The organism is Streptomyces sp. NBC_01016 (assembly GCF_026341035.1).
Lineage (GTDB): Bacteria > Actinomycetota > Actinomycetes > Streptomycetales > Streptomycetaceae > Streptomyces.
On record NZ_JAPEOQ010000001.1, the window covers coordinates 3,883,481 to 3,905,756 of the forward strand.

The 22,276-nt window shown below is 70.2% G+C and carries 22 protein-coding genes; 1 reads left to right on the top strand and 21 read right to left on the bottom strand.

Annotated features, from left to right (window positions below; translation table 11 throughout):
• Positions 1–32: 32 nt before the first annotated feature.
• From OG746_RS17530 to OG746_RS17540, 3 genes are all read right to left on the bottom strand, one after another.
• Positions 33–524: a lamin tail domain-containing protein gene (locus OG746_RS17530; RefSeq protein ID WP_266715549.1), complete on the bottom strand. Its 492-nt coding sequence runs from the start codon at positions 522–524 to the stop codon at positions 33–35.
• Between the two features lie 118 nt (positions 525–642).
• Positions 643–2,208 (bottom strand): AbgT family transporter, encoded by a 1,566-nt coding sequence (locus OG746_RS17535; protein WP_266715550.1) that lies wholly within the window; start codon positions 2,206–2,208, stop codon positions 643–645.
• Positions 2,205–3,446, bottom strand: a complete 1,242-nt coding sequence (locus OG746_RS17540; RefSeq protein ID WP_266715551.1) for a metal-dependent hydrolase family protein — start codon at positions 3,444–3,446, stop codon at positions 2,205–2,207. Before OG746_RS17540 ends, OG746_RS17535 begins: the two co-directional genes overlap by 4 nt.
• Before the next feature lie 90 nt (positions 3,447–3,536).
• Between OG746_RS17540 and OG746_RS17545 the strand changes: the two genes are divergently transcribed.
• Entirely contained in the window at positions 3,537–4,592 is a 1,056-nt protein-coding gene (locus tag OG746_RS17545; RefSeq protein ID WP_266715552.1) for an Lrp/AsnC family transcriptional regulator, read from the top strand.
• Here the strand turns inward: OG746_RS17545 and OG746_RS17550 are convergent.
• The 18 genes from OG746_RS17550 to OG746_RS17635 form a co-directional block, all read right to left on the bottom strand.
• Positions 4,573–6,048 (bottom strand): MFS transporter, encoded by a 1,476-nt coding sequence (locus OG746_RS17550; protein ID WP_266715553.1) that lies wholly within the window; start codon positions 6,046–6,048, stop codon positions 4,573–4,575. The genes OG746_RS17545 and OG746_RS17550 overlap by 20 nt on opposite strands.
• A gap of 207 nt (positions 6,049–6,255) precedes the next feature.
• Entirely contained in the window at positions 6,256–7,578 is a 1,323-nt protein-coding gene (locus OG746_RS17555) for an amidohydrolase/deacetylase family metallohydrolase (RefSeq protein WP_266715554.1), read from the bottom strand.
• Positions 7,579–7,613: 35 nt separating this feature from the next.
• Positions 7,614–8,105 (bottom strand): RidA family protein, encoded by a 492-nt coding sequence (locus OG746_RS17560; protein ID WP_266715555.1) that lies wholly within the window; start codon positions 8,103–8,105, stop codon positions 7,614–7,616.
• 108 nt (positions 8,106–8,213) lie between these two features.
• On the bottom strand, positions 8,214–9,806 hold the full coding sequence (locus OG746_RS17565) for an aminotransferase class V-fold PLP-dependent enzyme (RefSeq protein ID WP_266715556.1): 1,593 nt from the start codon (positions 9,804–9,806) through the stop codon (positions 8,214–8,216).
• Between the two features lie 66 nt (positions 9,807–9,872).
• Entirely contained in the window at positions 9,873–10,880 is a 1,008-nt protein-coding gene (locus OG746_RS17570; protein ID WP_266715557.1) for a LysR family transcriptional regulator, read from the bottom strand.
• Positions 10,881–10,999: 119 nt separating this feature from the next.
• Entirely contained in the window at positions 11,000–11,356 is a 357-nt protein-coding gene (locus OG746_RS17575) for a hypothetical protein (RefSeq protein WP_266715558.1), read from the bottom strand.
• Positions 11,328–12,131 carry an ABC transporter ATP-binding protein gene (locus tag OG746_RS17580; RefSeq protein WP_266715559.1) on the bottom strand — a complete coding sequence of 268 codons (804 nt, stop codon included), beginning with the start codon at positions 12,129–12,131 and terminating at the stop codon, positions 11,328–11,330. The genes OG746_RS17575 and OG746_RS17580 overlap by 29 nt, the downstream gene beginning before the upstream one ends.
• A 37-nt stretch (positions 12,132–12,168) precedes the next feature.
• On the bottom strand, positions 12,169–12,993 hold the full coding sequence (locus OG746_RS17585) for an ABC transporter permease (RefSeq protein WP_266715560.1): 825 nt from the start codon (positions 12,991–12,993) through the stop codon (positions 12,169–12,171).
• Positions 12,993–13,850, bottom strand: coding sequence for an ABC transporter permease (locus OG746_RS17590; protein ID WP_266715561.1), 858 nt, complete (start codon positions 13,848–13,850; stop codon positions 12,993–12,995). Before OG746_RS17590 ends, OG746_RS17585 begins: the two co-directional genes overlap by 1 nt.
• Positions 13,847–14,989 (bottom strand): ABC transporter substrate-binding protein, encoded by a 1,143-nt coding sequence (locus OG746_RS17595; protein ID WP_266715562.1) that lies wholly within the window; start codon positions 14,987–14,989, stop codon positions 13,847–13,849. Before OG746_RS17595 ends, OG746_RS17590 begins: the two co-directional genes overlap by 4 nt.
• Before the next feature lie 15 nt (positions 14,990–15,004).
• Complete coding sequence (locus OG746_RS17600) at positions 15,005–15,979, bottom strand: sugar kinase (protein ID WP_266715563.1); 975 nt, start codon at positions 15,977–15,979, stop codon at positions 15,005–15,007.
• A gap of 7 nt (positions 15,980–15,986) precedes the next feature.
• Complete coding sequence (locus tag OG746_RS17605) at positions 15,987–16,640, bottom strand: RraA family protein (protein WP_266715564.1); 654 nt, start codon at positions 16,638–16,640, stop codon at positions 15,987–15,989.
• Between the two features lie 67 nt (positions 16,641–16,707).
• Complete coding sequence (locus tag OG746_RS17610) at positions 16,708–17,691, bottom strand: LysR family transcriptional regulator (protein ID WP_266715565.1); 984 nt, start codon at positions 17,689–17,691, stop codon at positions 16,708–16,710.
• 96 nt (positions 17,692–17,787) lie between these two features.
• On the bottom strand, positions 17,788–18,291 hold the full coding sequence (locus OG746_RS17615) for a 2,4'-dihydroxyacetophenone dioxygenase family protein (RefSeq protein ID WP_266715566.1): 504 nt from the start codon (positions 18,289–18,291) through the stop codon (positions 17,788–17,790).
• Positions 18,292–18,335: 44 nt separating this feature from the next.
• Positions 18,336–19,064: an SDR family NAD(P)-dependent oxidoreductase gene (locus tag OG746_RS17620; RefSeq protein WP_266715567.1), complete on the bottom strand. Its 729-nt coding sequence runs from the start codon at positions 19,062–19,064 to the stop codon at positions 18,336–18,338.
• A gap of 143 nt (positions 19,065–19,207) precedes the next feature.
• Entirely contained in the window at positions 19,208–20,356 is a 1,149-nt protein-coding gene (gene dgoD / locus OG746_RS17625) for a galactonate dehydratase (RefSeq protein ID WP_266715568.1), read from the bottom strand.
• Between the two features lie 31 nt (positions 20,357–20,387).
• The gene (locus tag OG746_RS17630) at positions 20,388–21,287 is read right to left on the bottom strand and encodes a carbohydrate ABC transporter permease (RefSeq protein ID WP_403991931.1); all 900 of its coding nucleotides are present in this window, start codon (positions 21,285–21,287) and stop codon (positions 20,388–20,390) included.
• Positions 21,284–22,270 carry a carbohydrate ABC transporter permease gene (locus OG746_RS17635; protein WP_266715569.1) on the bottom strand — a complete coding sequence of 329 codons (987 nt, stop codon included), beginning with the start codon at positions 22,268–22,270 and terminating at the stop codon, positions 21,284–21,286. Before OG746_RS17635 ends, OG746_RS17630 begins: the two co-directional genes overlap by 4 nt.
• Positions 22,271–22,276: the final 6 nt, after the last annotated feature.

A 22,276-nucleotide genomic window follows, 5' to 3' on the forward strand; every position in this document is an offset into this window, starting at 1 on the left:
CCCTGTGCCACGGGTGGCGGGCCGTGGTCCGGTCAGCCGTGGTACGCGATGTACCCGTTGCGGTCCCGGTCGTTCGTCGACGCCTTGTACGAGTGGACGTCGGAGCGGGGGCCCGACGGCTTGTACAGGTAGATGGTGTCCTTGTCGTTGTTCCACATGAAGTTGCAGTTGTCGCGGTAGACGACGTTCTTCGCGTCGGAGTCGCTGCCGTTGCCGCCGCGCAGCTTGACGTAGTCACCGGGCTGCAGGGAGTGGCTCGCGGTGAACTTGAAGCGGTTCCCCGTGGCGTCCTTCACGAGGTACCCCTTGAGGTTCACCGTCGCGGTCCGCGAGTAGTTCTTGATGGTCAGGTACTCGTTCTTGGTGTTGCCGCCCGAGCAGCGGTTGGAGTCCGGGCCCGGGGCGTTGTACTGAACGCCCCGGATCTTCAGGGCCGAGGTGTACTCGGCGGCCTGCGCGGGCGTCACGGCCGCGGCGAGCGCGGCGGCGGCGAAGACGGCGGGCAGGGCGTAGCGGTAGCGCATGAGGTTCCCCCCTCAGTTGTTCTGGTGAAGCTCCGAGAGCATATGACACGTGAATGGCCCGTGACGTACATGTGTAGAAAATGTACGCATGCTGGTATGGAGGGGGGATGGCTCGACGTCAGGGCGTGCTGATCGACGCCCCCGGCCCCAGCGGTATGTCGAAGCCGTAGAAGATGCCGAGCACGGCCAGCCACGCCACGAGGAACGGCACCACGAAAACCGACAACCGCGAGAGCAGGGAGCCCAGTTGGGCCTCCGGCTCGTAGCGTTTGAGGACCGTCAGGAGTAGGAAGACGTAGGGGTTCAGCGGCGTGATCATCTGGGTGGCCGAGTCACCGATGCGGAACGCCGCCTGGGTGACCGCCGGTTCCATGTGGAGCAGCATGAAGGCCGGGACGAAGACCGGAGCCACCAAGGACCACAGCGCCGAACCCGACGTGATGAACAGGTTCAGTACACACACCAGCAGGACGAAGGCCACCAGGCCCAAGTAGCCCGTCAGGCCCACCGATTCGAGCAGCGCCGCGCCCTTCACGGCCAGCAGCGTGCCCAGGTTCGACCAGTCGAAGACGCCGATGACCTGCGCGATGACCAGGATGAGCACGATGTATGCGGACATACCCGTGATCGCGTCGGCCATCATGCGCGGCACGTCCTCGAAGCGCGTCACCGCCTTGACCGTACGGCCGTAGACCGCGCCGGCCAGGAGGAACGCCAGGAAGAGGAGCGGGACGATGCCGTCCAGGACCGGGGAGGGGACCAGCGCCCCGCCTTCGCCGCGCAGCGGGGAGCCGGGCAGCAGCCAGCAGGTGATGACCACGGCGGCGTAGGCGAGGACCGCGAGTCCCGCGCGGAGCATGCCGCGGCGTTGGAGGTCGGTGACCTCTGTAGTCACCGCGTTCCCCGCGCCGTCGGTGTCATCGGCCGCGGTCGGCTGCGGCAGTCGCGGCTCCAGGACCCGCGAGATGAGGAAGCCGCCGATGAGGGCGAGGACGACGCTCGCGGAGGCCGTGTAGAAGTAGTTGATCAGGATGTGCGTCGGGGCGTCCCCGCCCTGCGGGAGGACCTGCGCGGCCTGATGGGTGATGCCCGTGTACAGCGCGTCGAGGGCGCCGATCGTGAAGCCCGCCGCGTACCCCGCGCACACGCAGGCGAAGCCGCCGATCAGGCCCGCGACCGGGTTGCGGCCCGCGTTCTTGAACACCAGCGCGGCCAGCGGCGGGATCACCAGGATCGCCACGTCGCTCATCAAGTGGGCCTGCGCCGCCACGAAGGCGACCAGGTAGGGGAGGAGCCACCCGGGGGCGCGGGAGATCGAGGCACGGACCACCGTCTCCAGGAGTCCGGTGCGTTCGGCCACGCCCACCGCCGCCATCATCAGCAGCACCGTGCCGAGCGACGGGAAGCCCGTGAAGTTGGGGATGAAGTTCTCCAGGAGCCAGACCACGCCGTCCCCGGTGAACACCCCCTGCACCGCGACCGTCTTGTCCTCGCCGGGTATGCGCACCGTCGCGCCCGCCGCCGCGAGCGCCGTGGAGACGGCGCCCACGAGGACGAACAGACCGAGGAAGAGGAGGACCGGGTGGGGCAGCTTGTTGCCCACCCGCTCGATGCCGGACATGGCCTTGTCGATGAACCCCCGTCTGGTGGGGGCCTTCTCGGGTGCCGGCGCCTGTGTCGTCATGTCCCGAGTCCGTTCTTGCGCAGTGTGCCGCCCTGCGCGACGAGGACGACGTTCGCCGGGTCGGCGAGCAGCGCGATGTCCGCGAGCGGGTCGCCCTCGCACAGCACCAGGTCGGCCCGCTTGCCCGCCTCCAGCGTGCCGATCTCGGCTTCCAGGCCCAGGAGTTCGGCGGCGGAGCGGGTGCCGGTGGTGATCGCCTGCAGCGGTGTCATGCCGAGGGCCACGAGGTGGGTGAGCTCGCGCAGGTTGCGGCCGTGCGGCACCATCGCCGCGTCCGTGCCCATGGCGATCTTCACGCCCTCGGCGATCGCCGCGGAGATGTTCTCCTTGGTGATGCCGGACCAGCGGATCTTCTTCTCGTAGTGGTACGGCTCCATCGTGGCCTTGTCGATGCCGTCGAAGACCGTGGAGAGCGTCGGGACGACGAACGTGCCCCGCTCGCCCGCGAGTTCACGGGCCTGCGCCGACATGCCGTAGCCGTGCTCGACGCTGGTGACACCGCCGCGGATCGCGTTGAGGATGCCCGCCGTGCCCTGCGCGTGCGCGGCGACCGGGCGGCCGCCGTGCCGGGCCAACTCCTCGACGACGGTACGGATTTCGTCCTCGGTCAGGCCCTCGTCGTCGGGGTGGTCGTAGGGGCTCGACATGCCGCCCGTGGCACACACCTTGATGACATCGGCGCCCGCGCGCAGCAGCTTGCGCACGGCGAGCCGCACCTCGTCCGGGGTGTCGGCGATCTCGCCCATCCCGGAGCTCGGGTCGAAGCCGCACTCGGTGGCGAAGTCGGCGTGGCCGCCGGTGTGACTGAGGATGCGGACCGCCGTGTGGATGCGCGGTCCCGTGGTGAGTCCCTGGGCCACGGCCGTGCGGTAGCCGGCGGGCAGGCCGCCCAGGTCGCGGACCGTGGTGACACCCGCGTCGAGGGTGGCGCGCAGCCGCTGCGCGGTGCGGAACACCTCGACCGTGGTGTCCTGCTCGTAACGGCGCACCATCTGGCGCGCGGACTCGACACCGAGGTGGACGTGGGTGTCGATGAAGCCGGGGAGCAGGGTGCGGCCTCCGGCGTCGATGGTGGCTACGCCGGGCAGGGCGTCCGGCGCCGTCGCGGCGGGCCCCGCGTAGGCGATGAGGCCCTCGGCGTCGACGACGAGCGTGGCGTTCTCGACGGGCGCGGCGCCGGTGCCGTCGATCAGGCGGGCGTCGGTGATACGGAGCGAGGAAAGCTGTTGGGAACTCATGAGCGAACACTGTCGGATTCGGCGATGACGAACACGTAAAATCGCAGGAACCCGACCTGGTCCACCTATCTGTGCAGGATTTCGGCCACCGTGAGCACGCAGCATTCGGAACCTTCCGCGGCGGAGCGCGCCCGGATCGACGAGCTCGATTTCGCGCTCGTGCACGCCCTTCAGGTCAACACCCGCGCCCCGTGGACGCTCATCGGCGAGGCCCTCGACATCGACCCCGTCACCGCCGCCCGGCGCTGGGAGCGGCTCGCGCGCAGCGGGGCCGCCTGGGTCGACGGGTATCTCGCGCTCGACCGCGACGAGGGATCGGTGTACGCGCAGGTCGAGATCGACACCGGCGGGCATCTGCCGGAGGACGTGCTGACCTCGCTCGCCGCGGACTCCCGGATGCTCAGCCTCAAGCAGACGTCCGGCGGGCGCGATCTGCTGGCCATCGTGGGCGCCTCGTCGTTCGACGACCTCGCCCGGTACACCGGGGAGCGGATCTCCCGGCTGCCCGGTGTGCGCGGCACCCGGATCCATGTCATCACGGCGGTGCCCTTCGAGGGCGCGCAGTGGCGGCTGCGGAGCCTCACGCCGAGCCAGCGCGCGGTGCTGCGGCCCGAGCACGCGGACGCCGAGAGCCCGGTCCCCGACGAGCCGATACGTCCCATCGACCGGCGCATCGCGCACGCGCTCGGCACGGACGGGCGGATGCCGCTGTCAGGCCTGGCCCGCGCGACCGGGGCGAGCACCGCCACGGTCCGGCGCAGGCTGCGGGTGCTGACGGCGGGCGGGCGGCTCTCGCTGCGGTGCACGCTGGCCCGGCCGCTCACGGAATTCCCCGTGTCCGCCGTCTACTTCGGGTCCGTGCCCGCCGAGAACCTGGACCCCGCCGTGCAGGCCCTGCGCACCCTGCCGGGCCTGCGCATGTGCAGCATCACCGCGGGCACCCACAACCTCATCCTGGACATCTGGCTGCGCACACTGGCCGAGGTGCACACCACGGAGGCACTCCTCAACCGCCGCCTCGCCGACCTCGGCCTGCGCATCACGGAGCGCGCGGTGGTGCTGCGCACGCTGAAGCACGCCGGCCGACTCCTCGACCGGCGCGGCCACAGCGTGGGCGCCGTGCCCCTCAGGTCGACCGGAGACTGAGCTCCCGCTCCTCCGCGTCCGCGTCGAAGCCCACCGGCTCCCAGCGCTTCACGAGCAGCGCGATCAGGCCGAGGACGGGCGCGCCGAGAATCACCCAGTACACGCCGGTACCGAGGCCGGTGCTGAGGATCGGGAAGAAGAACAGCGTGAGCGTCGAACCGAGGCGGAGCACCGCCTGGTTGAAGCCGATGCTGACGCCGCGCATGGAGGTCGGGAAGCCCAACGAGGCGTAGCTCATGATGTGTGCGCCGGGGCCGAATCCCTGGGCGAACATGAAGGCGCCCAGCATGAGGATGCCCGCCGTCACGACGGCCGTCCCAGAAGGCTGTCCGATGAGCGCGAGCACCGTGATCGCCACGAGCTGGATCGCGAAGCCCAGCGACATCATCGGCCAGGCGCCCTTCGTCGACGCCCAGCGGATGCCGAGCAGACCGCCGGTCAGGGCGAAGACGAGGTTCAGGGTGAAGGAGGACGCGATGGTGGTCAGCGGGCCCTGCGTCATGAGCGTGGCGATGATGATCGGCAGACCGAACGCGACTGCGTTGTAGCCGAAGGTCTCCGCGAGGCCGACGGCCACCGACTGGATGGTGCGGGTGCGGTACGGGCCCTTGAACAGGCGCGCGTAGGAGGCGAGCCCGGGGCGCTGCGGGCGCTCCGTCTTCCCCTCGACGTCATCGGGGACGTACGCGTCGACACCGTACGACTGCCGCAGGATGCCCGCCGCGCCCTCCAGGTCGCCCTGGTCGGCGGCCCAGGTCGGGGACTCGTTCATGTAGCGGCGGCGCAGCAGCAGGACCACGAGCGCCGGGATCGCGCCGAAGCCGACGGTGAAGCGCCACAGCCAGCCCAGGTGGGCGTCGGGCAGCAGGAAGTACAGCGCCATGATCACCAGGTAGCAGCCGCTGGTCGCCGCGTACCAGGCGGGGGACCAGGCGGCCGTGCGCGAGCCCTTGCTGCCCTTGCCGCGCAGCCGGGAGAACTCGGCGAGGAACGCGATGGCGACCGGGATGTCCATGCCGACGCCGATGCCCATCACGAAGCGGGCGCCGATCAGCGTCCACGCGTCCTGCGCGACCGAGCACACCAGCGCCGTGATGACGAAGAACAGCATGTTGGCCATGAAGACCCGGTAGCGGCCTATTCGGTCCACGAGCCAGCCGCCGACGAGCGCGCCGATCAGCGAGCCGACGCTGATCGACGCGGTGACCACGCCGGCCATCGTGGAGCTGAGGCCGAACTGCTTCGTGATGTCCGGCAGCCCGTACGCGAGCGAGCTGAGGTCGTACGCGTCGAGGAAGATGCCGCCGAGCGCGATGATCACGATCATCCGGGCGTGCTTGCCGCGCGCCGTGCCGGAGTTGACCAGGTCGGAGACGTCGGCCGCGGACCGGATCGGCACGGGGCCGGACGCCGCCTCCGCCGGCGTGGGTGAGGGCAGGGAGGAAGTGGTGCTCACGGGGGCCTTCCGGGGTGCTGGTGTGCTGCGGGTGACGGGTGTGTCACGGATGCGGGTGACAGGTGTGTCGCAGAATCGTATGCAGCCACCGGAAGGGATTCGTCCACTTGTCCGCATGCTGGTCACCGGGGTTGTCCGCATGCTGGTCACAGCGGTGAGCGGGCCCCGGCCTTCGACCGGGGCCCGCTCGGTGCGTGCGCTCGTCGCTCAGTGCTCGTGTTCCCCGGTGTCGCGCTTCGCGCCCGGCGTCCACTTCTGCGCGGACTCTCCGTTGAGGTCCCACACCACCTTGCCGTCGCGGACGGTCAGTTGAGTGGTGAGCTTGCGGCTGCCGTCGATCCGGTAGCCGAAGCTGTCGACGTAGCCGAACCTCCCCTTGTCGAGGGAGAACAGGGCCAGGTCGGCCGGCGCGCCGACCGAGAGATTGCCCAAGTCGGAGCGGCCGACGGCCTTCGCGGGCTTCCAGGTGGAGGCCGCGACCACGTCCTTCAGTGGCATGCCGAGCGTGAGGAACTTGCCCATGATGTTCGGCATGTCCTTCATGCCCGCGTTCATGCTGGTGATGTGCAGATCGGTGGAGATGGTGTCGGGCGCGAAGCTCTCCTTCATCGCCTCGACGGCCACGTCCCAGCTGAAGCTGCCGCCGCCGTGCCCGACGTCGAACAGCACACCGCGGTCCCGGCCCTTGTGCAGGCCCGAATTGAGCTTGCCGCTGTCGAGCAGCTCGTTGCGCAGGCCCGAATACACATGCGAGTAGATGTCGCCGGGGCGCAGCTTCTCGCCGAGGAGCTGCTCGATCGGCCGCTCGGGGTGGTTGGCGCCGAAGTCGACCATGACGGGGAGGTCCGCCTTGTCGCCCGCCGCGACCGCGTTGTCGACGGCGGCCCAGTCCTTGCCCTCGTAGTGCGCGGTCTTGATGCCGACGACGGTGTCCGGGTACTCGGCCGCCTTCTCGGCCGCGGGCCCCGGCTTCATGTCGCTGACGTCCTGCTCGACCTTGGCGCCGCCCATGCCCTTGCCGACGATGTTGAGGAACGCGAGGACACGGGTCTGCGACCGGTCGATGATGTTCTTCTTGAACAGTTCGAAGTTCGCCGCTCCCGAGGAACCCGCGTCCACCGCCGTGGTGACACCGGTGCGGAACGTGAAGCCGTCGGGCGACACCCCGTTCTTGCCGTTCGCGTAGTCGTCCTCGGGGCCCGGGAACAGGTGGGCGTGCAGATCGATGAGGCCGGGAGTGAGGTACTGGCCCGCCGCGTCGACCTTCTGTTTCGCGGCGGAGGCGTCGATGTCCCTCGCCACCTTCGCGATCTTCCCGCCCTTGACCGCGACGTCGCGGACCGCGTCCACGTGGTTCTTCGGGTCGATGACATGGCCGCGCTCGATCACCAGGTCGTAGGCCTCGGCCTTCTCGGCGGAAGGGGCCGAAGGTGTCGAGGCGCCCGCCGTCGCCGCGCCGAGCACCAGCGTCAGCGCCGCCGGGAGCACCAGCCAGTGGGCCCGCTGTCTTATGTCCTGTCCTACGTTCATGAAACCTCCCTCGTCGTTCGGTGCGGTGAGCCGACTCAGATGACGGCGATGCAGTCGATCTCGACCAGCGAGTCGCCCGGGATGCCGGCCGCCGCCGCGATCGTGGTGCGCACGCCCGGTTCCGGGCCCCAGCGGCCGAGAAAGACCTCGTTCATCCCGTCGTAGTCGTCGAGGGTGTTCAGATAGACGTTGATCTTGAGGACCTTCTTCATCGAGGAGCCCACGGACTCCAGATAGCGCTCCACCTCGTTCAGCACGTGGTCGGTGTGCGCGCGGATGTCGCCCTCGAAGTGGGCGCCGATACCGGAGATGAAGACCATCGAGCCGTACGTGACGATGGGGCTGAACAGGGGGTTCTCCGGCGGCTCCGCGCCGTCCGGGTAGTGCACCTCCTTGCGCGGCTTGCCCGGCCGGCCGTGCTGGGCGTCGGCCGCCGAGGCCGTGCCCGCTCCCGCCACGGCCGGTACGGCGGCGACGGCCGCCACTGCGGGAGCCCTGCGGATGAAGTCCCGTCGGTTCGAGGTCACGCGTCCTCCGATGAAGGGGTGATCGGGTGGGGTGGTGGTGCTCTTCAGGTGCTCAGGTGCTCAGGTGCTCAGGTGCTCAAGTGCTCAGGCGCTCAGGTACTCAAGTGCTCAGGTCTTACGGGTCGCCTTCCAACTGCCCTTGAGGTACTCGCCCAGATCGACGCTCCCGCTCATCGCGTCGCCGGTGAGCTTCCCGGTGAAGGTGTAGGAGAGGGAGTCGCCGTGCTCCTCCCCGTACGAGCTGCTCACCGTCACCTCGTCGGCGCTTACGGAGCCCGTGGCGGAGCGCGAGACGAAGTCGCCGCGGTGGGTGCCGGTGAGTTTCGCGCCGTCCTGCTTGAGCGTCAGCTGGTGCGCGCTGGAGGCACCGGCCGCGTAGGTGATTTCCAGGGACCAGGTGCCGCTCGCGTCGACGGAGGGCGGCTTCGGCTTCGCGGGGGCCGGGGGCGGGTTCTTGAGCCGCTTGACGATGTGGTCGGCGATGGTCTTCTCGTCGCCGGGTTCCAGCATGTACGGGGTGACGGCCAGGCCAGAGAGCGCCGGATCCTTGCTGCTCGCCGGGTTGATGGCGATGCGCGGCTCGCCCTCCCACAGGGCGTCGACGATCGTCTGCCCGACGACGCCACGCTTCTTCGCGTCCCAGAACAGGTTGAGCGTCGGTGTGCGGTTGGACAGGCCCTCCGGCTGGACGAGTTCGGAGGTGACACCGGGGACCGCGGCGGAGACCCGCTTGGCGATGGTCCTCAGCCATGAGGTCCACTTCGCGTACTCGGCCTTGTGGTCGCGGCGCACCCACATCTCGACGGCCGCGAGCATGCCCATGACCTCTTCCTTGCCGACCTTGAAGCCGCGGGCGTAGCCGTGGTGCGGCGCGCTGTGCACCCACGCGGCGCGCACCAGGTCCTTCCGGCCGAGCAGGATGCCCGCCGACTGCGGTCCCCGCAGCGCCTTGCCGCCGCTGTACGCGACGAGGTCGGCGCCGCGCTCCAGATGGACGTTGGGGATGGTGAGGACCTCGGCGGCGGCGTCGACCAGGACCGGCACGTCCTTCGCGTGCGCGAGCTCGGCGATGGTCTTCAGGTCCAGCTCGCTCTCGTCGACCCGTGGCATCGCGAAGACGTACACGAGCGCGGTCTGCGGGCCGAGCGCCGCCTTCATCTCCTCGCGCGTCGCCACCTCGACGACCTTCAGGCCGACGGCGCTGATGGCGGCCTCGTACACGTTCCGGGAGTGCTTGGGGATGACGGCCTCGGTCTTGGTGAAGCCGCTCAAGTTGGGGATCTGGATGTGCAGGTCCGGGTTGCCGCCCGCCGTGCAGGCCGCGGACGCGTGGGTCAGGGCGGCCGAGCAGCCGGAGCTGACCATGCCGAACTCGGCGCCTGTCAGCTCGCCGAGCCGTCTGCCGACGCCGTCGGCCAGCTCGTCCAGCTGCACGTACTGGCGGGACGCCGCGTCGATGGCCTCGCGCACCTCCGGCAGGATCAGCGAACCGCTCAGGACGGTGTAGGTGCCACGGCCGTTGATGAGGGGGCGTACGCCGATGTGCTCGTAGCCGCCCTTCTTCGGTGCGGCGCTGCTCTTCGGTGCGGCCCCGTCGGCCGCCACCGCCTCTCCCGCGAACAGCGGGCCGAGCGCGAGCGCCCCGCCGGCCGCTGCGCTGCGCCCGAGCATCGCCCGACGTGTGACTGGGTCAGTACGCATCCGAACCCTCAACTTCCGCCTCGTTGACCGGTGTTGGACACACGCTAGGAACGCCGCCGCCCGGCGTTAAGCGCGTCGTGCTGATGCGGGTATTCGCAACTTGGATGAACCGCGGGAGGTGCCACCTGTGCCGCCTGTCTCACCCGTCAGGTCCCGCGTGCCGGGCGGCGCCTCCGAAGCCTCGATCTCGCGCAGCAGCGTGCGCGCGGGCGGGGTGAGCGGCCGGGTGGTGGACCAGTGCACCGCGACCCTCCGCCCGCAGGGCACGTCGAGTTTGCGGGCCACGACGCCGGAGGTGTCCGCGGTGGCGACGGCGAGGAGGTTGGTGACACCGATGCCGAGGCCGCTGCGGACCAGCGAGATGAGGGTCTGCGGCTGGTTGGTGGCCTGTACGGCGTTGGGTTCGAGGCCGCGTTCGCTGAAGGCGCGGTACGTCTCGAAGCCCATGGCCTCGGACGAGCCGAGCCGGCCGATGGTGATCAGGGGGTGCGCGGCCACCGCGGCGAGCGGCAGCGGCTCCGGCAGTTCGGCCAGCAGATGGTCGGGCGGGTGGACCGCGATCAGGCCCTCCCACCACAGCGGCCGAGACTCCACCGAAGGGCCCGGTGGAGGTGCCATCGGGCGCAGGCAGATGTCCACCTCGCCGCTGGCCAGCGCCGCGTCGAGCTCCAGGGTGGACCGCTCGACCAGGACGACTTTGATGGCGGGACGCGTACGGGACATGCGTTCAAGGAGCTGCGGCACGAACGCCACGCTGGCGCTCGGGTAGCTGCCCAGCGTCACCACGCCGCGCGCGGCGCCGCGGTACCCGGCCATCGCGGCCTCGGCCCCGGCGAGCCGGCGCAGGATGGCGCGCGCGTGCTCGGCGAGGACCGCGCCCGCGTCGGTGGGTGTCACCGGACGCCGGTCACGGTCGAACAGCGGCACCCCCGCCTCCCGTTCGAGGGCGGCGACATGCATGCTCACGCGCGGCTGGGAGCGGTGGGTCAGCTCGGCCGCCGCACTGAAGCTGCCGGTGTCCACGACGCCGAGGAAGGAGACGAGCCATTCGAGACGCAGATCGGAACGGAGCATGCCTCTCGTCTACCGTCGCCCGTGTGCCACGGACCAGACAGGACCGCCTTTCAGAGGAGGGCCGATACGGTTTCCGAATAGCGTGCGCAGCCGTGAACCCGCTTGATTGGCAGGCGAGTTCAGCGCGGCGCCCCCGCCGGTGCCTCGATGTGCTCGATCCAGTACACGCGGGTCAGCGCGTCCACCCCGGCCGGTGCCACCCCGCGCAGATGCACCACGTCGCCGTCCGTGCCGGCGATGCGGCCGTGCTTCTGCAATTGCAGGATGTGGTAGCGCTCGGGCTTGAAGCCGAGTTCGACGTCGACGGCGAACCTGCCCCGGGGATCGCGGAGTTCGCCGACTCCGGGGGCGACCTTTCCGGTGGCCTGCACGCTCAGCCACGCCTGGTAGACGATCACAAGGAGAACGACGATCGCGATCTTGCGCAGCGTGGGACTCTTCGCGGTTCTACGGAGAAGTGACGACGTCGGTGGCACCGTCCTCAGCTCCTTCCCCTGCCAGCAGCGCGTTGACCCGGTTCACCGTGGCCCGGAACTCCGGCAGGGCCACCGCGGTGTCCCAGCGCCGGGGTCGGGGCAGCTCCACGTCGACGATCTCCCTGACCCGGCTGGGGCGCCGGGAGAGCACCACGACGCGGTCGGAGAGGAACACCGCCTCGTCGACGTCGTGGGTGACGAAGAAGACCGTCGGGCGGCGGGACTCGAAGATGCCGGTGAGGTCTTCTTGCAGCTTGCGCCGGGTCTGCGCGTCGATGGAGGCGAACGGCTCGTCCATGAGCATCACCGCCGGTTCGTTGGCGAGCACGCGGGCCACGCCGAGCCGCTGCTGCATGCCGCCGGACAGCTCGTGCGGATAGCGGTGCTCGAAGCCGCCGAGGCCGACCAGGTCGAGGAACTCCCGTGCACGGGCGGCGCGTTCGGCCTTCGGGACCCCGCGCATGCGCGGACCGAAGGACACATTGCCGAGCACCGTCTTCCACGGGAAGAGCGCATGGCTCTGGAACACCACGCCCCGGTCGGGTCCCGGGCCGTGCACGGGCGCGCCGTCCACGGACACCGTGCCGCCGCTCGCCTCGACGAAGCCGGCGACGATGTTCAGGACCGTCGTCTTGCCGCAGCCGCTCGGGCCGAGGACCGACACGAACTCGCCCTGTTGGACGCCGAAGGAGACGTCGTCGATGGCCGTGACCTCCTCGCCGCTGTAGTCGTCGGCGTAGGCCTTGCGCAGTTTGCTGATCTCCAGAGCGGTCATGAGTCGTTCTCCCACCAGCTCATCCGTCGGCCGCCGATCACCCGTCGGCCTCCAACCTGCGTACCATTCCCCAGCGTTCGACGGTCGCCCGCTCGAACGGGGCCAGAATCAGCGCGTCCAGCGCGTACCAGAGCGCGCCGAGCACGACCATGCCGAGGAACACCTGACTGATGTCACCCACCCGGCGCGCGTCGAACATCATGTAGCCGATGCCGCTGGTGCCGACGATGATCTCGGCGGCCACCAGCGCCCGCCAGCCGTAGCCGAGCCCGGTGCGGATACCGCCCGCCACCGACGGCAGCGAACCCGGCACGATCACCTCGACGAACACCCGCCACCGCCCGGCCCCCAGGCTGCGCGCCGCCCGCACCAGCTCGCGGGGCACCTGCTCGACACCCGCGACGACGCTCAGCATCAGCGGGAAGACGATGGTGTAGACGATCACGAAGGTGACGGCGGTCAGGCTGAAGCCGAACCACACGATGACGATCGGCAGCCACGCGATGTCCGCGATCGCCTGGAAGAACAGCAGGATCGGCCAGAAGAACCGGCGCAGCCGCCCGATCATCGCCACCGCGAAGCCCAGTGGCAGGCCGATGAGCAGCCCGAACCCGACGCCGTACGCGAGGCGGGTCAGGGAGTCGGAGAGATAGCCCGGCAGGATGCCCTTCTCCAGGAGGCCGCCGAGCGTCGCGAGCACGGTGCCGGGTCCCGCGAAGAACGACCGGGGGAACACCTCGAACTCGGCGAGCAGCCACCACACCGCGACGACCGGCACGAACGGGCCGAGCGTACGGACCGTGCCGCTGCGCAACAGGCGACGCCACACGGGCATGGTGGGCGCCGTGGACAGTGCGGCCATCAGCGGTTCACCCCCGTCATGCCCCAGCGCTCCACGGTCCGCCGTTCGAGCGGCGCGAGCAGCAGCCGGTCCATCAGCAGCCACAGCACCCCGATGATCACCATCGAGGCGATGATGACGTCGGTGCGGAAGTACTTCTGCGCCTGGAACAGCGCATAGCCGAGGCCCGCGCTGCCCGCGATGATCTCGGCGGCGACCAGCCCGCGCCAGCCGTAACCGAGCCCCACGCGCAGCCCGGTGACGATGCTCGGCAGGGCGCCCGGCAGCAGGATCTCCCAGAACATCCGCAGCCGACTCGTCCCCAACGACCGCGCCGCGCGCAGCAGTTGGACCGGGATCTGACGCACGCCCAGCATCGCGTTGTACGTCAGCGCGAAGAACATCGCGTTCCACACGATGAAGATCACCGCGCGGTCGCCGTAGCCGAACCACAGCGTCGCCACCGGGATCCACGCGATGCCCGCGAGCGCCACAGAGAACCGCAGCAGCGGAGCGAAGAACGCGGACAGCGCACGGCTCGACCCGAGGGCGATGCCGAAGGGGAGCGCGGTGACCAGCGCGAGCACGATCCCGAGGCCCATCCGCCGCAGGCTCGCGCCCAGGTGCCGGGCCAGATCGCCGCTCGCCGCCATGTCACCGAGCGCCCGGGCCACGTCGGTCACCTGCGGGAACACCCGCAGCGGCGTCCCCGTGACGGCCACCGCCACGGCCCACGCGAGCGCGAGCACGGCGAGCGGCCCGAGGAACCAGAGCGCGCGGCCGAGGCGGGATCCGCGTCGCTTGCGGGGCTTTCGCGCGTGGCGCGGCGGGGCGGCCGCCGGGCGCGCGAGAGCCACCTTCGTCGTCGGCGGGGTCACGACGGGCAGGCCTTCGAGGCGCTCGCCCGGTCGAAGCGGTAACCGCCGTCGACGGCCGCCGCCTCCGGTACGTCGGGCAGATCACGGAAGAGCTTCGGCTCGGCCGCCATCACCTTCAGGATCGGCTTGGGGTCGAAGTACTTGTCGACGTCGAAGCCGCCCTTGACGGCGCCCTGCCCGGCGAGCAGCCGCGCCTGGGTGTCGAGGGCGAGGTAGTTGCAGGCGGAGAAGCGCGGGTCGAGCTGCTTCACGTTGTGCTTCATCGCTTCCTCTGCCACGGCCTTCTTTGTGCCGGGCAGCCACCGGGTCGCGGAGTCGGCCGCGTCCCCGGGGTTCTCGCGCATCCACTGGTCGGTGCGTGCCCGCGCCGTCAGGAAGCGCTCGACGACCTCCGGGTGCTTCTTCGCGTACGAGGGTGTGGTGACGATGTAGCCGATGAACGGGATGTGGCCGCCGCCCCGCAGCACCTCCTTGGCGCCGTCGACCTGGTCGACGACCGTGATGGGGAACGGATCCCAGACGATGGCGGCGTCGATGCCTCCCGTCTTGAGGGCGACCGCCATGTCCGGCGGCTCGGTGTTCACGATCTTGACGTCGCTCGCCTTCAGGCCCGCCTCGTCCAGCAGGCCGAGCAGATAGAGGTGGTTGATGGACCCCTCGGAGACACCGATCTTCTTGCCGCGCAGTGTCTTGAGGTCCTTGCCGTCCACGCCGGACTCGGCCGCGGCGACCACGGCCATCGTCTCGTCGATGCTCTTCCGGCTGGACGAGCCGGTGTAGTTGCCGACCAGGGACAGGTCGATGCCCTTCTGCGCGGCGGCGATCGCGGGCGTGCCGACCTGGATGAAGTCGACCTCGCCCGCTTGCAGCGCGTTGAGCGCGTCGACACCCGTCGGGTACGGCTGGGCCAGCTTCACGTTGAGGTTCTGCTCGTCGAAATACCCGGCCTCCACACCGGACGGCAGGCCTATCTGGTCGATGGCGGACACATATCCGGCTCTGACGCGGATCGGCGCCGCCGCGCCCGCGCCGGATGCACCCTCCACGGCATCGTCCACGGTGGAACCGTCGGAACACCCCGCGAGCAGCAGGATTCCCGAGCATGCCGCCACGGCGATGTGGCGTTTGGCGCGAACCATTGGCTTCTCAACTCCTCATCGGACCGGTGTGCTTGCTGACGGTGGTGGCCGGTCGGCGCCCTGGCTCCGGCGCTCGGCGTCGACGTCCTCGCGGCGCGGGATCGGCGTGACGGCGCCCGGCCCTGTCGTGGTCAGCGCCGCCGCGACCGCCGCGTACCGGGCGGCCTCCGGTGGCGTGGCCCCGGCCAGGAGGCGTGCCGCGAAGGCGCCGTCGAAGGTGTCACCGGCGCCGGTGGTGTCGACCGGGTCGACCGGGTGCGGCGCGATGCGGGTGACCGCCCCGTCGTGCGCGAGGAGCGCTCCCCGGTCACCCATCTTCAGGACCACGACGGAAGGCCCGCGGCGTACGAACTCCGCGAGGACCTCGTCCGGATCGTGCAGCCCGGTGAGCAGCCGCCCCTCGTCGAGGTTCGGCAGCGCGATGTCGCACAGCTCGACGCTGCGCCAGGCCACCGCGCGGGCCCGTTCGGCGGGCCACAGGGCGGGCCGGATGTTGGGGTCGTAGCTGACCAGGGTGCCGTTGTCCCGGGCCAGTCGCATCGCGTGGAAGGCCGCGTCGCAGGCGGACGTGGAGATCGCCTGGGTGATGCCGCTCAGGTGCAGGAGGCGGGCCCGCGCGATCGCCCCGGCCGGCATGTCGGCGGGCGCGAGGCGGCTGGCGGGGGACCGCGCCCGGTAGTACGTGAAGGAACTCTCCGTCGGGGTGCGGGCGATGAAGTAGATCCCGGTCCGCCCGCCCGGTTCGCGGACGACGTGCTCGGTCGCGATGCCCTCCCGCTCCCACAGCCGGAGGAAGGAGGCGCCGAAGTCGTCGTCGCCGATGCGCGTGATGTACCCGGTGTCGGCGCCGGAACGGCGGGCGGCCACACAGAAGTTGGAGGTGTCACCGCCGTGCCCGACGGTGAAGGAGGTGCCCGCGCCGACAGGGCCCGGCGCGTCCGTGGACGTGTTGAACTCGAGCAGCGGCTCACCGGCCGCGAGGATGTCCACGCCGGCCTCAGATCCGGTGGTACTTCTCGAGCCCGCCCCGCAGCGAGCCCGATTCCAGGATCAGGGCGGTCTGTTCGCGCTCCCGCCGCTCGATCTCCTGTGCCGCTTCGAGGACTTGGGGCACGCGGTCGGCGGGCACGCACACCACGCCGTCGCTGTCCGCGACGATCAGGTCGCCGGGGTACACCCGCGTACCGCCCATCTCCACCGGCTCGTTGAGGCTGACCGTGCGATAGCGGCCGACCGTGGTGGCCGGCACGCCGCCGCGGGCGTAGACGGGGAACTGCGGGTAGTCGCGGCGGATCTCCTCGATGTCGCGCACCCCCGCGTCGAGGACCGCGCCCGCGACGCCGTTGGCGACGGCTCCCGCGCTCATCAGACCGCCCCACACCGCGACGTCGGCGCCGCCCGCCGCGATGCACACGACGCTGCCCGGCGCCGACTCGTCGATGGCCCGCAGCGCGTGCTCCGGCGGGACGGGCTCGGGCGAGGGAACCTCCAGGACGGTGACGGCCGGGCCGACGAGCTTGCCGGGCAGGACCTGGCGGATGGTGCCGGAGAGATAGCCGCGCGCTGCGAACTGCTCGACCGCGTCGGCGACGGACGCCGTGGCGATCGAGCGGAACGCCTCGATGGTCTCGGGGGAGAAGGAGTTGGCCATGCGGGATGTGCTCCTGTCCAGGTCGGCGAATCGACTGGGGCAACCGTAGGAGCGCACTGATGGGCCGTCAGTGTTCGGTCGCGAATGCGGCTATTCGACTAGCGGATGGCGCGGGCCCGGCCGACGCGTCCCATGGCCAGGTGGGCCCCGGCAGCCGGTCGAGGCACTCCCGTACCGCCGCGACCGCGGGCGACTCCTCGCCGGTCCGCCACCACGTGGCGACGGCCCGCTCGCAGCCGGCGTCGCGGACCGGCACGAGGGCCACGCCCTCGGTGTCGGCGGTGGTCATGGCCAGCGCGTTGGTGACACCGACGCCGAGCCCGTGCCGGACCAGAGAGATCAACGTCTGCGGCTGGTTGGTGCGTTCGCGGATCACCGGTTGCAGGCCGAGGTTGGCGAAGGCGAGATTGGTCTCGTACTGACGGCTGTGCCCGTCGTCGCTCTCCCCGATGCTGATCACCGGCTGGGTCACCGTCTGCGCGAGCGCCACCTCGTGCGCGCCGGCCAGCGGGTGGTCGGCGCGGAAGACCGCGACGAGCGGCTCGCGCCACAGCACCCGGTTGGCCACCCGGTCGGAGCTGACCAGCGGGTGCAGCGGTCTGACGGCCAGATCGACGCCCCCGTCGACGAGTTGCTCGCCCAACTCCAGGCTCGGCCCCTCGTGCAGGACGAGCCGCACCCGCGGATACGCGGCGCGCAGGGCCCGCACCGCCCGCGGGTACAGATGGGCGGCGGCGCTCGGATAGCAGCCGAGCCGGACCGTCCCGCACACCGCCCCCTCGGTGCTCTCCGCCATCAGGTCGAGCCGCCGCAGGATCTCCTCGGCGTGCGGAAGCAGACCCCGCCCCTCCGGGGTGAGCGTCGCGGGCTGAACGGAACGGTCCACGAGTCGCCGCCCCACGAGCCGCTCCAGCGCGGCGATGTGGCTGCTCACCCGCGGCTGGGAGCGGTAGAGCGTCTTGGCGGCGGCGGAGAAGCTGCCGTGCCGGGCGACCGCCACGAAGCTGGCGATCCAGTCGATGCGGTAGTGGTGCACGCTTGTGAGGTCCATGACGCCTCCAGTCACCGAGATCGACCGGAACGCTACCCTCGGTGAGCCGTCAAAAGAATGGTGCGTGATCACCCCATCGGCCGTTCTTCCCGGACATCAACGGATGAACTGGTCCACGTACTCGGCTCCGAGTCCGACCTTGTCGTAGTGCTCCCGGCACATCTCGATCTTCGTGAAGGTGTCCTCGTAGCCGATCTGGACGCCGTCCTCGTCGACGTACGCCATCGCGCCGGTGATGTTGAAGAACGTGATCATCTCGGCGCAGTCCTCGGGCACGGCGAGCGTGTGGATCTCGCCGGGCGGCTCGTAGACGAAGTGGCCCGCCTCGGCGACCCATTCGTGCTCGTAGTAGTGCCACTTGCCCTTGATGACATAGCCGAAGACGACTCCGGGATGCCGGTGCCGGGACACGATGCCGGCGGCGGTCACCTTCAGCAGGTTGCACCACTGCCCGGTCACCGTGTTGAACATCAGCGGCCGGAACCACACGTTCGGCGCCTGCGGCACCCACACCCGTTCGTCCTCGGGCAGGGCCGCGACGGCGATCTCCGGCGGGACGACGGAGGAGGCGGGAATGACCGGGCCTCGACTCTGTGACATGGCGTTACGTTCCTTTCCTCGTAAGGGGGTTGGAGGTGGACGGGTCACGCGGCGAGATAGCCGCCGTCCACCGCGAGCACGGCCCCCGTGATGAACCCGGCGTCCGGGCCCGCGAGGAACGCGACGGCCCCCGCGATCTCGGCGGGCGTGCCCCAACGCCCCATCGGGGTGCGGTCGATGATGCGTCGGCTGTTCTCCGGGTCCTCCTGGAGGTCCCGGGTGAGCGGGGTGCGGATCCAGCCGGGCGCCACCGCGTTGACCCGGATCCCCTGGTCGGCCCAGGCGACGGCGAGGGACTTCGTCAGCTGCATCACCCCGCCCTTGCTGGAGCTGTACGCGGGCACCTTGGGGCCGCCGAAGTAGCTCAGCATGGAGGCGACGTTGACGATGCAGCCGCCGGTGTCGGCGAGCGCCTTGCGGGCCGCGACGCAACTCCGCATCGTCCCGGTGAGGTTGACGCCGACGACTTCGGCGAAGACATCCGGTTCGTACTCCCGGCCGCGGGCGATCACCCCGGCCGCGTTGACCAGCACGTCGAGCCCGTCGAGCCCGTCCAGGAAGGCGCTCAGCGCCTCCGCCCGTGTGACGTCGAGCTCCACGGCCCGTACGGCTGAGGGGAGTTCACCGGCACACCGGTCCGCGTCGAGACCCGCGACGACGACCTCGTCCCCGTCGGCGGCGAAGCGCCGAGCGATCGCGGCACCGATGCCGCTGGTGCCACCGGTGACCACCACGGTCCGCCCGCCGGGCCCCGCCACCTCGTCCTGGTGCACATGTGCCCCCTTCTGTGTCCGGCTCGGAAGCGATCGCGAGCGCGATCGTTCCGAGTCGACCACAGGGGGTGTTCAGGCGTCAGTTCTCATACGCGGGCGGAATGAGGGCCATTCGGATGCGGGCCCGCTCCGGTGTGGAAGTGTCACCACTCCGCGAACGACCCGTCCCGGTGCCGCCACACCGGGTTGTGCCAGCTCGTCGCCGAGTCGTCCGCCGCGCGGACCGCCTTCTCGTCGATCCGTACGCCGAGGCCCGGCAGGGTGGGGCGGGCGAAGTGGCCCTCGTGGAAGCGGAAGACCTCGGGGTCCGCGACGTAGTCGAGGAGTTCGGAGCCGTTGTTGTAGTGGATGCCGATGGACTGTTCCTGGATGAGGAAGTTGGGTGTGCAGAAGGCGAGTTGGAGGCTGGCCGCGAGGGCGATCGGGCCGAGTGGGCAGTGCGGGGCGACCAGCGCGTCGAAGGTCTCGGCGAGCGAGGCGATCCGCCGCGACTCCGAGATGCCGCCCGCGTGCGAGAGGTCCGGCTGGACGACCGCCACCCCCGACTGGAGGGCCGGGAGCACCTCCGTACGGGAGTACAGCCGCTCGCCCGTCGCGACCGGTGTCGTCGTCGACTCCACCACACGCCCGATGCGGTGCGTGTACTCGGGCAGGACCGGCTCCTCGACGAACATCGGGCCGTACGGTTCGAGGGCCGCCGCCGCGCGGACCGCGCCCGCCACCGTGAACCGGCCGTGGAAGTCGACCGCGAAGTCCCCTTCGGAGCCCAGTACTTCGCGGGCCACCGAGGCGCGGGCCGCCATGGCGTCGAGGTCGCCGACGGTCGGCAGGCGGTCGGTGCGGCCCGAACCGTTCATCTTGACCGCCGTGAAGCCGGCCGCCGCCTGCTCGGCGATCTGGTCGCGCAGCTCGGCCGGTTCGTCGCCGCCCACCCAGCAGTAGGCGCGCACCCGTTCACGTACAGGACCGCCCAGGAGCTGGTGCACGGGCGCGTCGTACGCCTGGCCCGCGATGTCCCACAGCGCCTGGTCGAGGCCCGCGACGGCGCTGGAGAGGACCGGGCCGCCCCGGTAGAACGAGCCCTTGGTCATCAGCTGCCAGTGGTCCTCGACGCGCAGCGGGTCCGCGCCGACGAGGAACTGGTCGGCGAGTTCGTGGACGGCCGCGCGGACGGTGTCGGCGCGGCCCTCCACCACGGGCTCGCCCCAGCCGACGAGACCGTCGTCCGTCTCGATCCGGCACATCAGCCAGCGCGGCGGGACGGCGAAGGTCTCGACTCGGGTGATTTTCAAGCCAGTTGCTCCCTTGCGGTGTGGCGCCGGGTCACTCCTTGACGCTTCCCTCGGTCAGACCCGTCCGCCAGAAGCGCTGGAGGACGAGCATCGCGAAGGCCAGCGGGATGACGGAGACGAAGGCACCGCCGATGGTGTACTGCGTCAGCTCCGGGACCCGGTCGGCGGCCTGCTGCCACGTGACCAGGCCGAGCGTGATCGGGTACTTCCGGTCGTCGGAGAGCATCACCAACGGCAGGAAGTAGTTGTTCCAGATGTGCACGAACTGGAAGAGGAAGACCGTGACGAGCGCCGGCGTCATGATGCGGAGCACCAGCGTCGCGAAGATCCGCTCCTCGCCCGCGCCGTCCACCCGCGCCGCCTCCAGGAGCGAGTCGGGGATGGACGCCTCCGCGTAGATCCGGCAGAGGTAGACGCCGAAGGGCGAGACGATGCTGGGGATCAGGACGGCCCAGTACGTGTCCGTCAGGTGCAGCTTGCTGAAGAGCAGGTACAGGGGGAGCGCCAGGGCCGTCGACGGGAGCAGCACGCCCGCCAGGACGAACTTGAACACCGCCTCTCGGCCCCGGAATTGGTACTTCGCGAGGGCGAAGCCGGCCGCCGCGGAGAACAGCGTGGCGAGCACCGCGCCCACCCCCGCGTACAGCAGGGAGTTCAGCGCCCACTGGAGATAGATGTGGCGGTCGTACGCGAAGACGTTGCCCAGGTTGTGCAGCAGCTGCGGGTTGTCGAACCAGAAGCCGAAGGAGCCGTAGAGGCTGTCGTTGTTCTTCGTCGTGGCGACGATCAGCCAGTACACGGGGACGAGGAAGTAGATCGCGGCGATCGTGAGGACCGCGACCAGCACGATCCGGCCCGGCGTGAGGCGCCGTGGCCTGCGCGCCGGTGCCACGGGTGTGGCGGGGGGAGTCTTGACGTCGACAGCGGTCACCGCTCGCTCCTTTGCTTGCGGGTGACGAGGCTCAGGAAGCCGAAGGACAGGACCATCGCGACCACCGCGAGGATCACGGACTTGGCCGCCGCCACATAGATGTTGGCGTTGGAGAAGGCGTCGAAGTACGCGCTGAGGTTCGGCGTGTAGTCGGGGATGACGGCCGGCGCGATCTTCTTCAGGACCAGCGGCTCCGCGAACAGCTGCATCGTGCCGATGATGGAGAACACGCAGGTGAGGATGAGGGCCGGGCGGACGAGCGGGATCTTGAGGCGCAGCGCGATCTGCCAGGGGCCCGCCCCGTCGATCCTCGCCGCCTCGTACAGCTCCTGCGGGATGGACTTCAGCTGGGCGACGATGATCAGCATGTTGTAGCCGGCGAACTCCCAGATCACGATGTTCGCGATGGACCACAGCACGGTGTCGGGGCCGAGGAAGTCCGGCTGGAAGCCCAGGTCGCCGAGCATCTCGGTGATCGGGCTGATGCCGGGGACGTACAGGAAGCCCCACAGGATCGTCGCGATGACGCCGGGGATGCCGTACGGGAGGAAGTACGTCGCCCGCATCAGGCCGGCCCAGCGGTCGGATATCTGGTCGAGCAGCAGCGCGAGGACGAGCGAGAGCAGCAGCATCACCGGGACCTGCACGATCCCGAAGAGCAGCACCCGGCCGAAGCCCTCCAAGAAGGCGTCCTGCTGGAGAGCGATGGCGTAATTGTCGAGGCCGCCGAAGACGACCTTGGGGGCGCCGAGCCCGAGCGGTCCCGAACGCTCGACCTTCAGCAGGCTCTGGTAGATCGCGTAGAACACCGGGATGATCATCGCGAACAGATAGACCGCGAGGAACGGGCCGAGGAACAGCCACGCCTTGCGGTCCGGCCTGGCGCGGCGGGTGCGCCGGCGGCCGGTGGCCTTCGGGGGCGCGGGCGGGCGCGCGGAGTCGCCGGCGCCGGGCTGCGCGGACTTCACGGACGATGTCGTCATCGTGCG

What these genes read in the sequence shown, in the direction of transcription:
- OG746_RS17530 (WP_266715549.1), bottom strand. Translation starts at nt 524, where the DNA reads ATGCGCTACCGCTACGCCCTGCCCGCCGTCTTCGCCGCCGCCGCGCTC.
- OG746_RS17535 (WP_266715550.1), bottom strand. Translation starts at nt 2,208, where the DNA reads ATGACGACACAGGCGCCGGCACCCGAGAAGGCCCCCACCAGACGGGGG.
- OG746_RS17540 (WP_266715551.1), bottom strand. Translation starts at nt 3,446, where the DNA reads ATGAGTTCCCAACAGCTTTCCTCGCTCCGTATCACCGACGCCCGCCTG.
- OG746_RS17555 (WP_266715554.1), bottom strand. Translation starts at nt 7,578, where the DNA reads ATGAACGTAGGACAGGACATAAGACAGCGGGCCCACTGGCTGGTGCTC.
- OG746_RS17565 (WP_266715556.1), bottom strand. Translation starts at nt 9,806, where the DNA reads ATGCGTACTGACCCAGTCACACGTCGGGCGATGCTCGGGCGCAGCGCA.
- OG746_RS17570 (WP_266715557.1), bottom strand. Translation starts at nt 10,880, where the DNA reads ATGCTCCGTTCCGATCTGCGTCTCGAATGGCTCGTCTCCTTCCTCGGC.
- OG746_RS17580 (WP_266715559.1), bottom strand. Translation starts at nt 12,131, where the DNA reads ATGACCGCTCTGGAGATCAGCAAACTGCGCAAGGCCTACGCCGACGAC.
- OG746_RS17585 (WP_266715560.1), bottom strand. Translation starts at nt 12,993, where the DNA reads ATGGCCGCACTGTCCACGGCGCCCACCATGCCCGTGTGGCGTCGCCTG.
- OG746_RS17595 (WP_266715562.1), bottom strand. Translation starts at nt 14,989, where the DNA reads ATGGTTCGCGCCAAACGCCACATCGCCGTGGCGGCATGCTCGGGAATC.
- OG746_RS17605 (WP_266715564.1), bottom strand. Translation starts at nt 16,640, where the DNA reads ATGGCCAACTCCTTCTCCCCCGAGACCATCGAGGCGTTCCGCTCGATC.
- OG746_RS17610 (WP_266715565.1), bottom strand. Translation starts at nt 17,691, where the DNA reads ATGGACCTCACAAGCGTGCACCACTACCGCATCGACTGGATCGCCAGC.
- OG746_RS17615 (WP_266715566.1), bottom strand. Translation starts at nt 18,291, where the DNA reads ATGTCACAGAGTCGAGGCCCGGTCATTCCCGCCTCCTCCGTCGTCCCG.
- OG746_RS17635 (WP_266715569.1), bottom strand. Translation starts at nt 22,270, where the DNA reads ATGACGACATCGTCCGTGAAGTCCGCGCAGCCCGGCGCCGGCGACTCC.